A 12,809-nucleotide genomic window follows, 5' to 3' on the forward strand; every position below is an offset into this window, starting at 1 on the left:
GCGGAACACCGTGACCGGAACCATGGACCATCGGGTCGTGCGCGACGAGCACCACTCCGTGGGCGAACTCGTCAATCAGGCCGCCGAGCAGGCCTCCCGGCTCGTGCGGCAGGAAGTCGCGCTCGCGAAGGAAGAGCTGGCCGAGAAGGGGCGGCGGGCGGGCCGGGGCGGCGGGCTGCTCGGGGCGGCGGGTGCCGTCGCGTACGCCGGGTTCCTCGCGCTGGCCGGTACGGGTGCCGCCGCGCTCTCACTGGTGCTGCCCGTGTGGGCCGCCGCGCTGATCGTGACGGGGGTGCTGTTCGTGATCGCGGCCGTGCTGGCGGCCGTCGGGCGGGGGCAGCTGCGACGGGCCACGCCCCCCACGCCGGAGGAGGCCATCGGCAGCGTCAAGGCGGACGTGGAGGAGATCAGGGGAAGGGCGCATCGATGACGAAGCCGACGGGTGGGGCCAAGGGGCCCGACGAGCTGCGGCGGCAGATCGAACAGACGCGGAGCGAACTCGGGAACACGGTGGAGCAGCTGGCCGGGAAGGCCGATGTGAAGGGGCGTGCGCTGGCCCGGGCCGCCGATCTCCGGGACAAGGCCGGAGCGGTGACGGTGCAGTTGCGCAGCAGTGCGGCGCAGGCGGGGCACGCGGTCCAGGGCCGGGCGGCGCACGCGGCGCCCGGTCCGGTACGGACGGTCGTGCAGGCCGGTATGCGCCATCCGCGGCCGGTGCTGATGGCGGGTGCGGCCGCGGGCGTGGTGGCCGTCGGGGTGCTGCGGTGGAGGTACGTGCACGGGTGTCACTGAGCGGCGGACGGGTGAACGCCCCGGGGGTGCCGGGCTGCGGGATCTCCCTTGACCTCAAGTTTGGTCGAGGTTGAACAGTGGGGTGTGCAGGCAGTCGGCGCACACCACAGGAGCGTTCCATGAGCCGTCGGACCGGACAGCACCCCGACCCCACCGACCCCCGGATCGGTGCTCCCTTCTTCAGCACCTGGCGCCTGGGAAACCCCGAGCGGCAGCGGCAGGCCGTCGAGGCGATCGGCCGGACGTGGGAGCGGCGGCCCTGGCCGACCGCCGACCTGCTGGGGTACCACGTGTACGCCGAGCAGGACGGATCCACGCTGATGCACTACTCGCAGTGGAGCAGCGGGCAGGCCTTCGAGGCGTTCGCGAAGGTCCACCGGCAGGAGCGCGTCGACGAGATCGACACCGCCGTGCCGGGGATCGAGCGGGTCGGACTCACGCGCTACCGGCGGTACCGCAGCCTGGAGCGGGCCGCGGGGGAGACGCGGACGCCCGGGCACTTCGTCACCGTCCGGATCGACTTCGAGGCGGGTGCCGAGGGGCGCCGGGAGGAGTGGGCCGATCTGGTGCTGAAGGCGCTGGAGGACGACCCGGTCGGGAACGCCGGCCTGCTGTCCGCTCATTTCCACCTGAGCGCGGACGGCGGGCACGTGCTGAACTACGCCGAGTGGGAGAGCGCCGAGGCCTACGACCGGGCGCTGGCCGCGCCGCTGACCGACGCGTGGGAGCGGGTGCGGGCGTATCCCGGACTGGCGGGGTTCACCGGCAGCCGGTACACACACGTTCTGGGGCTGCTGCCCGGTTGAGCCGGGAGCCGTGGGGCCGGCCGGACGGGATGTCCGGCCGGCCCCGGGCCGCTTACGGGCGGAACCGCAGAATCTGCGGGTCGTGGTCGCTGATCTGGTCGTGGAACTCCGCGTTGACGTGCACGCTGTCGTACTCGAAGTCGCAGTCGCGGCGGATCGACGGGCTGATCAGGATCTGGTCGAGGACCTGGCTGTTGCCCTGGTAGACGTAGGAGTAACGCTCGCTCCGGGGCAGCGACTTGATCGCCGACCACAGTTCGCCGCGGCCCTCCAGGAGCCTCGCGGTCTGCGAGAACTCGAAGTCGTTGATGTCGCCCAGCGTGACGACGTCCGCGTTCTTCTGGGTGTCGAGGATGTCCTTGACGAAGGCGTTCACCAGGGTGGCCTGCTGGTGGCGCTGCGTCTCGGAGCTGCGCGACGGCGGCTGGTACTGGGAGGTCAGACCCTGGTCGCCGCCCTTGGAGTTGAAGTGGTTGGCGATCACGAAGACCGAGCGGCCACGGAAGACGAACTCGCCGGCCAGCGGCTTGCGGCTGTTCTTCCAGGCCTCGTCGGCGGGGGCGATACGGCCCGGGCTGAGCGTCAGGTGCGCCTTGCCGCGGATCTTCGTCACGCCGGTGGCCGTCGTGGCGTCGCCGCCCGCACGGTCCGCGAAGGAGACCCGCTCCGGGTTGAACAGGAACGCCTGGCGGATGTTGCCGCCCGGCTCGCCGCCGTCGCTGCCGTCGGCCGGGTCGATCGCGCGCCAGTCGTACTTCGGGCCGCCGGCCGCGACGATCGCGTCGATCAGCTTGGTCAGCGTCTGGTCGGCGGCGACCGTGCCGTCGTTCTTCGCGCCGTTGTTGTCCTGGATCTCCTCCAGGGACACGATGTCGGGCGACTTCAGGTTGTTCACGATCGCGGCGGCGTGGGCGTCGAACGTGCCGTCGGCAGGGTCGAGGTTCTCCACGTTGTACGTGGCGACCGCGAGTTCCGAGGAGCGCTGCTTGCGGGTCGTCTCCCGCTCCAGGCCCGCGCTCTTCAGCGTGCCCAGCTCGCTCGCGACCAGGGTGTAGCCGCCGAACTGGTTGTAGTCCAGGGGGCCGGTGGTGCTGCCCGCGAGGGTGTCGCCCACGTTCGCCTTCGGGAAGTCCGCCGTCGCGCCGAGGGACTGGATCTGGAGGCGGCCCGTGTTCTGGCCGTCGTAGGAGCCGTAGACCGTGCCGCCGTGGCGGTTGCGGTTCTCGTGCGGCTTCACCGTCACCCACAGCTCGGTGTACGGGTCGGTGGCGCCGACGACGCGGGTGTCGGTGACCCGGACGGACATGCCCTCCAGCGCCTCGTAGTGGTCCAGGGCGTACGCCGAGGGCTTGAGGGGGAGCGCGTTGACCGAGCCGCCCGCGGCGGTGTCGCCGGCCGGCGCGAAGGCGGCGGGGACCGAGCGGGAGGTGATCGCCGTGGCGGCGGGGAGTGCGTTGCCGCTGGAGACGACCGTGGTCGTCGGCTTGGTGATCTCCGTCACCGACTGGTTGCCGGAGGTCGCCCCGCCGGGGACGTACTCCGTGACGGTGCCGCTGACCGTGACGGCGTCACCGACGGCGACCCCCTTCGGCGCGGAGCCGGTGAAGACGAAGACGCCCTCGCTGGTCGCCGGGTCGGCGTCCGCAGCCGGGTCCTGGATCCAGAAGCCGCGGGACGAGCCGTAGGTCCGGATGCCGGTGACGATTCCGGCCACGTCCGTGACCTGCTTGCCCGCGTAGGGGGATATCCGGGTGCTGCCCTGGATGTCGTGGATGCGCACCGACTCCGCGTGCGCGGGGCTGGTGAGGACGATCGTGGATGCCGCGGAGCACGCGGCGGCGACGGTGAGCGCGGCGAGACGCGCGGACGGCTTGCTCGGCAACGGGGTTCCCTCCGGGGACGTGACAGGGCGCCGGGACGAGGGCGGAAAGGGCGGATGGCTGACTGCCGCTCCCTGTGGGGCGGATGCGGTGACGCGCGTAGTGCGCGGCGGACGGATGGACCTGGTGGGGCGGGCCCGGTGAACAAGTGTCCGCCGACTTCTACGCGCGTCAATCTCCAGCCTGTTCATGTCACTTGTCAAGGTTTCGGCCATGCACGGAAGCCGGCGGGGAGATGAAGTGGGCGGCATGGGTGGAAATCCGTCTAGGCTGAGCGGTTGAGTCACCTGAGGCGCGCTAGGAGAAACAGCCGATGTCAGACAGCTCCCCCCTGCCGCCGGTGCGGCTGCACACCGAAGCGGAGCTGGCGCGCGACGCGCTGTCCACGCCGTTGCTGTCCCGGGCCGCCCGGCTCGCCCGCTGGGCCGGGCCGGACACCCGTGTCGACGCCGGGGGAGGGCTCGTCGACGAACAACTGCCCGCGGCCGCCGAGGCACTCGGGCTGAGCGGGGACGACGCCGCCGCCGACGCGAGCGAGGCGTGGCGGGTCGCCGTGGACGCCGGGCTCGTCGAGGTCGTCGACGAGGACGAGGGCACCGTGACGGCCGGCGAGGACCTCGCCCTGCTCACCGGTGGCTCGCCGCAGGACGTGCTCGCCGTGTGGCTCTCCGCCGTGGAGACCGTCCTCGCCGACGCGAGCGTGCCCGACCTGGACGGGCTCGTGGACGAGGAGGGCGAGGTCGACCTCTCCGCCCTCGACTGGGACCCCGCGGGGGAGGCCGAGTTCCTCGACGGCGTGCTCGGCAACCTCTACCTGCTGACCGCCGGCGAGGACACACCCGGCACCCCGGTGCCGCTGCCGGCGCTGGCCGCCTCGGTGATCGTGCCCAGCGACATGGGCGAGCCCACCAACGACGTCCTGGAGCAGGTCTCCGACGCGATGATGCGGCTGGACGACCAGTTCCGGATGCTGGAGCCGGTGGGATTCGTCGCGTACCAGCCCGTCGACGAGGCGCTCATGGCCGACGCCGACGAGGAGCCCGCCGCACCCGTCGACGACACCGACGTCTCCCGCTACGGCATGGTCCGGCTCACCCCGCTCGGGCTGTACGGCATGCGCGCGCGGTTGCTGGAGGCCGGGTTCGAGGTGCCGGCCGTCGGCGACCTCGCGGACAAGGGGGCCGACGCGCTGCTCGACGGCACGGCGGAGTTCCCGCCCGCTGCCGCACAGGCGGAGACCGAGCAGTGGCTCCAGCGGCGCGAATCGCTTGCGGCGGCCCGGGAGTTGCTCGCGGCGGCCCGGGGCTCGGATGCCGGGGCGCCGCTGCGGCGGCTGCGGTGCCAGCAGGCCCTGTCGCTCGTCGGCGCCTCGGCCGAACCCGCCCTGCGGGAGGTCCTCGACGACGCCGAGCTGGGCGGGCTCGCCCGGGTCTGGCTGACCGAGCACGGGGCGGTGGACGTGCCCGCGCCGTCCGAGGCGATGGTGTACTGGCTGACCATCGACACGGTGGCCGCGCAACTGGCCGCGGAGGGGAACTCCGAGGAGCTGCGGGGGCTGGTGGAGGGGCTCGCGCGGCAGCACGGTGGCTTCTTCGACGCCGTGTGGCGGGTTGATCACCCCGCGACCGCGGATGTACTGGAGGCGATGGGGCGGTTGCATTCCGACAAGAAGGTGGCGAAGGAAGCGCGGAAAGCGGCGTTCAAGGCGCGGTCCCAACAGGGCGGCTGATCCCGGGCTCGCGGGTGCGGCGTCGTCTCGGCCTGTCGCGCAGTCCCCCGCGCCCCTGGGGTGTTGGGCAACCGGCGTTCACGGATGAGCGGGACGGTTTCGCCGAACGAGGTCCGGCACCTCCCACGGCATCCACACCGTCACAGGAGACACCCCTGTCGCCCACCCGCAGGGACTTCGCCGGAACCTCCGCGATCATCGGTGCCGGGGTCGCCCCGGTGGGCAGCGTCGGCGCCCTCGCCACCGCGCCGAACGCCCTCGCCTCCTACGACGCCGACAGCGCGGGCGACGAGGCGGCGGACGCCCGGCACGGAGTCGGCCACGGTCCGCTGGTCCCCGACCCCAAGGGCATCCTCGCCCTGCCCGCCGGCTTCACCTATCGGATCGTCACCCCCAAGCCGCTGAAGTTCTTCGGCCGCGGTCACCCGCGCCGGCAAGCTGGAAGGCATGTGGTGGGGCGACGGCGGCGCCTGCATCGTCTCCTCCTACGCCCGTGAGGAGAGCCCGGTCCAGCACGACGGCCAGGTCTGCATCGTGCCGGCCGAGGACGGTGAGGGCGTCTCGCACCTCTTCGGCGCCACCCGGAGCGGTCGCACCTACCCGATCGCCCGGAACGACCTGAACGTCGGCACCGAAGAGGAGCCGGAGTACAGCGAGTTCGCCGGGGTCACCTTCTCGCCCGACGGCAAGACCCTCTACGCCAACCTCCAGGACCCGGGCATCCTGCTCGCCATCACCGGTCCGTGGAAGCGGCAGAAGCGGTCATAAATTCGCTCGCAGTTCCGGAGTTGCGCCTCCTACAGTGAGATCACAACGTCACGCACCTCCCGGTGCGATGGCAGCGGCTACTTCTCTTCCAAAGAATCCGACGCCGCCGCCGACTTGATCTCGGGAGGCGCAGCATGTGGTGGGTGCCCGGTGCGAAGGCAACGGTTACTTCCTGGATCGGACGGTTGCGGGTTCGAGTCCCGTCAGCGACTTCGGGTCGCTGTAGCTCAATGGGTAGAGCATCTGAATAAGTCCGTCGCCGACTTCTGTCCTCGGGCACCCACCTCTTTTCCCGCATGCAGCGTCTCCCCCGAAATGCGAGCGAATTCGGGGGAATTCACCATGGCGCGATTCAATTCCAAGGCAGCCCGCGCGCGTCCCGTCTCGCGCGTGACGTCCACCGGGCGTGTGCTGCGCACCTACGAGGGCGGCCGGGGCCGCGAGCGGGACGCCCGCTCCGAACTCTTCCTGCTCTCCGTCTCCACCTTCGTCTCCCAGCAGACCTTCTACGAGACCGGCGCCGACCGCGACGACCGGTTCCAGCGACTCGTGCGCGAACTCGCCGTCACCGATCCGGAGTGGACGGCCGGTCTGCTCGGCTGGCTGCGCGGCCCGGGCAACCTGCGTACCGCCTCCCTCGTCGGCGCCGCCGAGTACGTCAAGGCCCGCCTGGACGCGGGCGCCTCCGACGGCCCGTCCAACCGGCAGGTCGTCGCCTCCGTCCTCCAGCGGCCCGACGAGCCCGGCGAACTGCTCGCGTACTGGACCGCGATGTACGGCCGGAACGTGCCGAAGCCGGTCAAGCGCGGCATCGCCGACGCCGTGCGCCGCCTGTACCACGGCAAGGCGCTGCTGAAGTACGACACCGCCTCCAAGGGCTACCGCTTCGGCGACATCCTCAATCTCGTGCACGCGGCCCCGGACCCGGACAAGCCGTGGCAGGGCGAGCTGTTCCGGTACGCCCTCGACCGCCGGCACCACCCGGACACCGCCGTGCCGCCCGCGTCCGACCACGTTCTCGGCGCGCACCGCGAGCTGATGGCGCTGCCCGCTGAGGACCGGCGTGCGGTCGTGACCGCCGAGGGCGGTGCCGAGCGGCTGGCCGCGGCCGGCATGACGTGGGAGGCGCTGGCGGGCTGGCTTCAGGGGCCGATGGACAAGGCGGCCTGGGAGGCCGTGATCCCCTCCATGGGGACCATGGCGCTCGTGCGCAACCTGCGGAACTTCGACGAGGCCGGGGTCTCGGACGTCGTGGCCGAGCGGGTCGCCGCACGGATCAGCGACCCGGCCGAAGTCGCCCGTTCGCGGCAGTTCCCCTTCCGGTACCTCGCCGCCTACCGGCACGCGCCGTCGCTGCGCTGGTCGTATGCGCTGGAGCGGGCCCTCGGCCACTCGCTGGCCAATGTGCCTGCGCTGTCCGGCCGGACGCTGGTGCTCGTGGACCGCTCGGGGTCGATGTTCTGGTCACGGCTGTCCGACCGCTCGGAGCTGACCCGGGCCGACGCGGCGGCGATCTTCGGTACGGCGCTCGCGCTGCGGGCGGAACACGCGGACCTGGTCGAGTTCGGCTCGACGAGCGACCGCGTGCCGTTCCGCCGGGGCGAGTCGGTGCTGAAGATCCTCGACCGCTTCGGCGACCTGGGCGGCACCGACACCACGGAGGCGGTGCGCCGGCACTACAAGAAGCACGACCGGGTGCTGATCGTCACCGACGAGCAGTACGCGCACCACCACCGGGGCGACCCGACCGAGCAGATCCCGGCCGACGTGCCGGTCTACACCTGGAACCTCGCCGGGTACCGGGCGGGCCACGGCCCGTCGGGCACGGCCAACCGGCACACCTTCGGCGGGCTCTCGGACGCCGCTTTCCGGATGGTTCCGCTGATCGAGGCCTCCCGGGACGCCGACTGGCCCTGGGCGGCCTGAGAGACCGTGGCCCGCACCGCGTGGGGAGTGCGGGCCACGGGCCTGTCCGCATCCCTTGTCGGGAACCTCACTGACATCTAACATTTCAGTTCATGGAAGCCATGCGGCCCGTCCCCCGCAGACTGCTCAGGGACCGGGCCTACGAGGCGATCCGGGACGCCATCGTGGCCGGGGAGATCGAACCGGGCGCGGTGGTGCGGGATGCCGAGCTCTCCGAGCGGCTCGGGCTCTCCCGGGCCCCCGTGCGGGAGGCGTTCTCCCGGCTCGTGGACGAAGGGCTGCTGGAAAGCAAGCCGCAGAGCTATACGCGGGTGACCCCGCTCGTGGCCGCCGACGTCCGGGACGCCGCCGCCGTGGTCGGCGCCATGCACGAGCTCGTCACGCGGGTTGCCGTGCCCCGGCTGGCTGCGGCCCACCTCACCGAGATGCGCGCCGCCAACGAGCGGTTCGCCGTCGCCGTGCGCGCCGGAGACGTGGAGGCGGCGCTGCGGGCCGACGACGAACTGCACGACGTCCTCGTCCGGGTGAGCGGCAACCGGGCGGCCGCCGCGACCGCCGCCCGCTACACCCCGCTCATCCGCCGCCTGGAGCGACAGCGCTTCGGAGAGGGCGGCAGCTGCCGCTCGGCCGGGCTGCACGAGCGGCTGATCGAGGCGTGTGCCGCCGGTGACGTGGACGGGGCGGTTCTCGTCACCGCGGAGATCTGGCGGGGCCTCGAAGAGCTCGCCGACTGAGACGACCCCCGACCCAGGGAGGACCCATGTCCCTTGCCTCGCACGACCGTTACCCCCTGCTCTTCGGGCCCTCGCCCGTCCACCCCCTGGAGCGGCTCACCGCGCACCTCGGTGGTGCGTCCCTCTGGGCCAAGCGCGAGGACTGCAACTCCGGTGTCGCGTACGGCGGCAACAAGACCCGCAAGCTGGAGTACCTGGTCGCCGACGCGCTCGCCCAGGGCTGCGACACGCTCGTGTCGATCGGGGGCGTGCAGTCCAACCACACCCGCCAGGTGGCGGCCGTCGCCGCCCGGGCCGGACTCAAGTGCGTGCTCGTCCAGGAGAGTTGGGTGGACTGGCCCGACGCCGTGTACGACAAGGTCGGCAACATCCTGATCAGCCGGCTGGCCGGGGCCGACGTGCGGCTGGTGAGGGCCGGGTTCGGCATCGGCTTCAAGGAGAGCTGGGAGCAGGCGCTCAGGGAGGTCGAGGAGGGCGGCGGGAAGCCGTACGCCATCCCGGCCGGTGCGTCCGACCATCCGCTCGGCGGCCTCGGCTTCGCCGGGTGGGCGTACGAGGTCGCCGAGCAGGAGCGGCAGCTGGGCGTCTTCTTCGACACCGTCGTGGTGTGCTCGGTGACCGGGTCGACCCAGGCCGGCATGGTCGCCGGGTTCGCCGCACTGGAGGAGGCGGGCGGGCGGCCCCGGCGCGTACTCGGCGTCGACGCCTCGGCCAAACCGGCCGCGACCCGCGGCCAGATCGCCCGCATCGCTCACCGCACCGGGCAGCTCGTCGGTGTGGAGCGCGAGCTGACCGAGGCCGACGTCGAGCTCGACGAGCGGTACCACGCGGGCACGTACGGCATTCCCGACGAGGCCACCCTGGCGGCGATGCGGCTCGCGGCCCGGACCGAGGGGATGGTCACCGACCCCGTGTACGAGGGCAAGTCCATGGCCGGGATGATCGACCTGGTGTCGCGGGGCGAGATCGGCCGCGACGCCACGGTGCTCTACGCCCACCTGGGCGGGCAGCCGGCGCTGAACGCGTACAGCGCGCTGTTCTGACCGCCGGCCGTCAGGGCGGCTGCGTACGGGAATCAGCCGGGGGGCCGCCGGGTTGTCGCCGTTACCCGACGTACTGGAGGAGCCCCCATGTCCGACGAGCCGGCCGTTCGCGAACTCCGCCTGGTCGTGACCGCCGAGGACTACGACGCCGCGCTGCACTTCTACCGGGACGTGCTCGGGCTGCCCGAGCAGGGCGCGTTCGCCTCGGAGGACGGGCGGGTCACGATCCTCGACGCCGGGCGGGCCACCCTGGAGCTGACCGACCCGAACCATGCCGCGTTCATCGACGAGGTCGAGGTGGGGCGGCGGGTGGCCGGGCACATCAGGGTCGCCTTCCAGGTGGACGACTCCGTCGCCGCGACGGCGAGACTGGCCGCCGCGGGAGCCGAGGTCGTCGCCGAGCCGACCCGTACGCCCTGGAACTCCCTGAACTCGCGGCTCGAAGCACCCGGTGCGCTTCAGCTGACGCTGTTCACCGAGCTCGGTGACTGACGGGGGTGGTGGGGTGCCGGTCGGGGTGATCGACCGGCTGCGGCGGCGTGCGGGTCTTCGCCTCGCCGGGTGGTGAGCCGGGACCGCGCCGGAGGGTGTCCGTCCGGCTGCCCCTGCCGTGTGCACTCCGGCGCCGGATACAGTGCTGGACGTGTGGACCGACAATCAGCGTGCGGAGCCGAGTGCCGAACGGCCCGACGGTGTACGGCGCCGGGCCACGATCCACGACGTCGCCCGTCTGGCCGGGGTGTCCCGCCAGACGGTCTCGCGGGCGGTCAACGACAAGGGTGAGATCGACCCCGGCACCAAGGAGCGGGTCCTGGAGGCGGCGCGGCTCCTGGACTACCGGCCGAGCCGGTTCGCGCGAGGCCTCGTCCAGAAGGGTGCGGTGACGGCCGGCCTGGTCATCCCGGACCTGCGCAACCCGTTCTTCCCCGAGGTGGCCGCCGGCGTGCTGGAGGCGGCCGAGCAGCGGGGCTGGCAGGTCGTCGTGTGGGACTCCCGGATCGACGAGGCCAGGGAGCGCGAGGCGCTCGACGTGCTCTCCCACCAGGCGGACGCCGTCGTGGGCTACTTCAAGGACCCGGACGACGTGCTCACCCGGCATATCGGCGGAGTACCGCTGGTGCTGCTGGAGCGCGGGCCGCAGCAGACCCGGTTCGCGGCCGTGGGCATCGACGCCGCCACCGGGGTCGAGCAGGGCATGAACCACCTGTTCAGCGCGGGGCACCGCAGGATCGGCATGCTGGACGGCGTGCACGGCCCCGGCCCCCGCAGACAGGCCTTTCTGGAGCAGGCGCGGCGGCTCGGTCTGCCGGCCGACGAGAGCTGGGTCGTGACGTGCCCGGAGCACAGCGTGGCCGGTGGCGAGGCCGGGATGGAGCGGCTGCTGGCCGAACGGCCCGGGATCACCGCGGTCTTCGGCTTCAACGACCTCATCGCCGTCGGGGCGATGCGCACCGCCCGCCGCGGCGGGCGGAGCGTCCCGGACGACCTGGCCGTGCTCGGCTTCGACGGTCTCTCCCTGGGCGAACTGGTCGAACCCGCCCTGACCACCCTGCACATCGACAAGCGGCAGCTGGGACGGCTGGCCGTGGAGCAGGTGGCCCGGCTGCGCGCGGGCGAGGAGCCGCTGCGGGGCGCCGACGCGTGGGTGACACCCGAACTCGTGGTGCGCGACTCCGCCTGACGTTCCGGCCGGCCGATCCGCCCACGCGTACTGCGCTCTGGTGATGGCCGGTGCGCGGCACTTCCTGCGGGATGCGGTGGCCGGAGCGATGACGATGCGAGGGCGGGTCCCCGGTCCGGCCTCTCGGTAGGGTGCGGAGAAAGGAGCCCCTGTGTCCCGGTCGGTGAGGAGTGGTCGCGTGGTGCAGGCCAGGCCCATGCGGGCGGACGCCCGGCGCAACTACGAGCGGTTGCTGACGGTCGCCGTCGAGGCCTTCGCCGAGCACGGGGAGGGCGCGTCGCTCGACGACATCGCCAAGCGGGCCGGGGTCGGCTCCGGCACGCTGTACCGGCACTTCCCGACCCGGCAGGCGCTGCTGGAGGCCGCGTACCTGGACCGTGTCGAGGCGATCGCGGCCCGGGCCGACGCGCTCGCGGCCGAACTGCCCCCGGGCGAGGCGCTGGGGGAGTGGCTGTACGAACTGGGCGCCGGGATGATCCGGATGCGGGGGCTGAAGGCGCTGCTGGGACCGGCCGTCACGGACTCCGGCGCTCTCGTGCACACCGCCTGCGGCGACCCGGTCAAGGCCGCGGCGGGGCGGCTGGTGCGGGCGGCGCAGGAGGAGGGCGCGCTGCGGCGGGACGTCGAGCCGGTCGACGTGCTGCGGCTGGCGCATGGCGTGGCCACGGCGTCGGAGCTGGCGGACGGGGAGGGCCGGCGCCTCCGGCGGTATCTGACGCTGCTGACGGAGGGGCTGGCGGCGGGGCCCCGCTGACCCGGCGATCCGGACGCCCCCTGGGGTGAGGGGGCGCCCCGGAGGCCGGTTCGGCGGGTTACAGGGCCTGCGCCGCCGGTTTCACCATTCCCCTCACCGTGCGGGACTTCACGAAGTCGCCCATGGCCGTCATGTCCCACTCGCCGGAGAACTGGCGGATGAGCTTGGCCATCATCACGCCGGTCTGCGCCTCGGCGCCGGTGAGGTCGAAGCGGACCAGTTCCTCGCCGGTCGTGCCGTCCAGGAGGCGGCAGTACGCCTTGGCCACCTCCGTGAACTTCTGGCCGGAGAAGGAGTTGACCGTGAAGACCAGGCCGGTGACCTCCTGGGGGAGACGCCCGAGGTCGACGGTGATGACCTCGTCGTCCCCGCCGCCCTCGCCCGTGAGGTTGTCGCCGGAGTGGCGGATGGCGCCGCCCACGATCTGGAGCTTGCCGAAGTAGCAGCTGTCGATGTGGTTGCGCTGCGGCCCGTAGGCGATGACCGAGGCGTCCAGGTCGATGTCCTTGCCGCGGTACGCGGGCTCCCAGCCGAGACCCATCTTGACCTGGGACAGCAGCGGGCGGCCGCCCTTGATCAGGGAGACCGTCTGGTTCTTCTGGAGGCTGACACGGCCCTTGTCGAGGTTGATCTTCCCGGCGCCGGGCGCGGGCGGGGGAGGCGTGGCCGGGGCGGCCGGGGGCGCGACGGGGGCGG

The 12,809-nt window shown here is 72.5% G+C and carries 13 protein-coding genes and 1 pseudogene; 12 read left to right on the forward strand and 2 right to left on the reverse strand.

The genetic code is table 11. The annotated features are described in order from the left end of the window. The first annotated feature begins 10 nt into the window (after positions 1-10). From GTY56_RS23755 to GTY56_RS23765, 3 genes are all read left to right on the forward strand, one after another. Entirely contained in the window at positions 11-430 is a 420-nt protein-coding gene (locus GTY56_RS23755) for a phage holin family protein (RefSeq protein WP_161367360.1), read from the forward strand. After that, positions 427-792 carry a DUF3618 domain-containing protein gene (locus tag GTY56_RS23760; protein WP_161367361.1) on the forward strand — a complete coding sequence of 122 codons (366 nt, stop codon included), beginning with the start codon at positions 427-429 and terminating at the stop codon, positions 790-792. The genes GTY56_RS23755 and GTY56_RS23760 overlap by 4 nt, the downstream gene beginning before the upstream one ends. 119 nt (positions 793-911) lie before the next feature. Beyond that, the gene (locus GTY56_RS23765) at positions 912-1,598 is read left to right on the forward strand and encodes an antibiotic biosynthesis monooxygenase (RefSeq protein WP_161367362.1); all 687 of its coding nucleotides are present in this window, start codon (positions 912-914) and stop codon (positions 1,596-1,598) included. 52 nt (positions 1,599-1,650) lie between these two features. On the opposite strand, the gene GTY56_RS23770 is transcribed toward GTY56_RS23765, so the two are convergent. Then, on the reverse strand, positions 1,651-3,480 hold the full coding sequence (locus GTY56_RS23770; protein WP_161367363.1) for a DUF8508 domain-containing protein: 1,830 nt from the start codon (positions 3,478-3,480) through the stop codon (positions 1,651-1,653). 311 nt (positions 3,481-3,791) lie between these two features. On the opposite strand from GTY56_RS23770, the gene GTY56_RS23775 reads away from it, so the two are divergent. The 9 genes and pseudogenes from GTY56_RS23775 (at position 3,792) to GTY56_RS23810 (ending at position 12,113) form a co-directional block, all read left to right on the forward strand. Beyond that, positions 3,792-5,207, forward strand: a complete 1,416-nt coding sequence (locus GTY56_RS23775) for a hypothetical protein (protein ID WP_161367364.1) — start codon at positions 3,792-3,794, stop codon at positions 5,205-5,207. Between the two features lie 218 nt (positions 5,208-5,425). Beyond that, positions 5,426-5,704, forward strand: coding sequence for a hypothetical protein (locus tag GTY56_RS41630; RefSeq protein WP_524540133.1), 279 nt, complete (start codon positions 5,426-5,428; stop codon positions 5,702-5,704). Continuing rightward, a pseudogene (locus tag GTY56_RS41635) lies at positions 5,628-5,975 on the forward strand (alkaline phosphatase PhoX); the annotation flags it as partial. The gene GTY56_RS41630 and the pseudogene GTY56_RS41635, both read left to right, overlap by 77 nt. A 342-nt stretch (positions 5,976-6,317) precedes the next feature. After that, a complete protein-coding gene (locus GTY56_RS23785) occupies positions 6,318-7,901 on the forward strand; it encodes a TROVE domain-containing protein (protein ID WP_161367365.1) in 1,584 nt (527 codons plus the stop codon). Between the two features lie 92 nt (positions 7,902-7,993). After that, positions 7,994-8,635: a GntR family transcriptional regulator gene (locus GTY56_RS23790; protein ID WP_161367366.1), complete on the forward strand. Its 642-nt coding sequence runs from the start codon at positions 7,994-7,996 to the stop codon at positions 8,633-8,635. 26 nt (positions 8,636-8,661) lie between these two features. Further along, positions 8,662-9,678, forward strand: coding sequence for a 1-aminocyclopropane-1-carboxylate deaminase (locus GTY56_RS23795; RefSeq protein WP_161367367.1), 1,017 nt, complete (start codon positions 8,662-8,664; stop codon positions 9,676-9,678). Between the two features lie 87 nt (positions 9,679-9,765). Continuing rightward, positions 9,766-10,170 (forward strand): VOC family protein, encoded by a 405-nt coding sequence (locus GTY56_RS23800; protein WP_161367368.1) that lies wholly within the window; start codon positions 9,766-9,768, stop codon positions 10,168-10,170. A 151-nt stretch (positions 10,171-10,321) separates the two neighbouring features. After that, positions 10,322-11,359, forward strand: a complete 1,038-nt coding sequence (locus tag GTY56_RS23805; protein ID WP_161367369.1) for a substrate-binding domain-containing protein — start codon at positions 10,322-10,324, stop codon at positions 11,357-11,359. 178 nt (positions 11,360-11,537) lie between these two features. Continuing rightward, positions 11,538-12,113 carry a TetR/AcrR family transcriptional regulator gene (locus GTY56_RS23810; RefSeq protein WP_346345553.1) on the forward strand — a complete coding sequence of 192 codons (576 nt, stop codon included), beginning with the start codon at positions 11,538-11,540 and terminating at the stop codon, positions 12,111-12,113. A gap of 58 nt (positions 12,114-12,171) precedes the next feature. Here the strand turns inward: GTY56_RS23810 and GTY56_RS23815 are convergent. Further along, a partial coding sequence (locus tag GTY56_RS23815) for a TerD family protein (protein WP_202510633.1) occupies positions 12,172-12,809 on the reverse strand: 638 nt, incomplete at its 5' end.

This window comes from Streptomyces sp. SID5643 (genome assembly GCF_009872555.1).
Classification (GTDB): Bacteria; Actinomycetota; Actinomycetes; order Streptomycetales; family Streptomycetaceae; genus Streptomyces; species Streptomyces iakyrus.

Coding starts and splice junctions, on each gene's coding strand:
- GTY56_RS23795 (WP_161367367.1), top strand. CDS start 8,662: ATGTCCCTTGCCTCGCACGACCGTTACCCCCTGCTCTTCGGGCCCTCG.
- GTY56_RS23760 (WP_161367361.1), top strand. CDS start 427: ATGACGAAGCCGACGGGTGGGGCCAAGGGGCCCGACGAGCTGCGGCGG.
- GTY56_RS23775 (WP_161367364.1), top strand. CDS start 3,792: ATGTCAGACAGCTCCCCCCTGCCGCCGGTGCGGCTGCACACCGAAGCG.
- GTY56_RS23800 (WP_161367368.1), top strand. CDS start 9,766: ATGTCCGACGAGCCGGCCGTTCGCGAACTCCGCCTGGTCGTGACCGCC.
- GTY56_RS23765 (WP_161367362.1), top strand. CDS start 912: ATGAGCCGTCGGACCGGACAGCACCCCGACCCCACCGACCCCCGGATC.
- GTY56_RS23790 (WP_161367366.1), top strand. CDS start 7,994: ATGGAAGCCATGCGGCCCGTCCCCCGCAGACTGCTCAGGGACCGGGCC.
- GTY56_RS23785 (WP_161367365.1), top strand. CDS start 6,318: ATGGCGCGATTCAATTCCAAGGCAGCCCGCGCGCGTCCCGTCTCGCGC.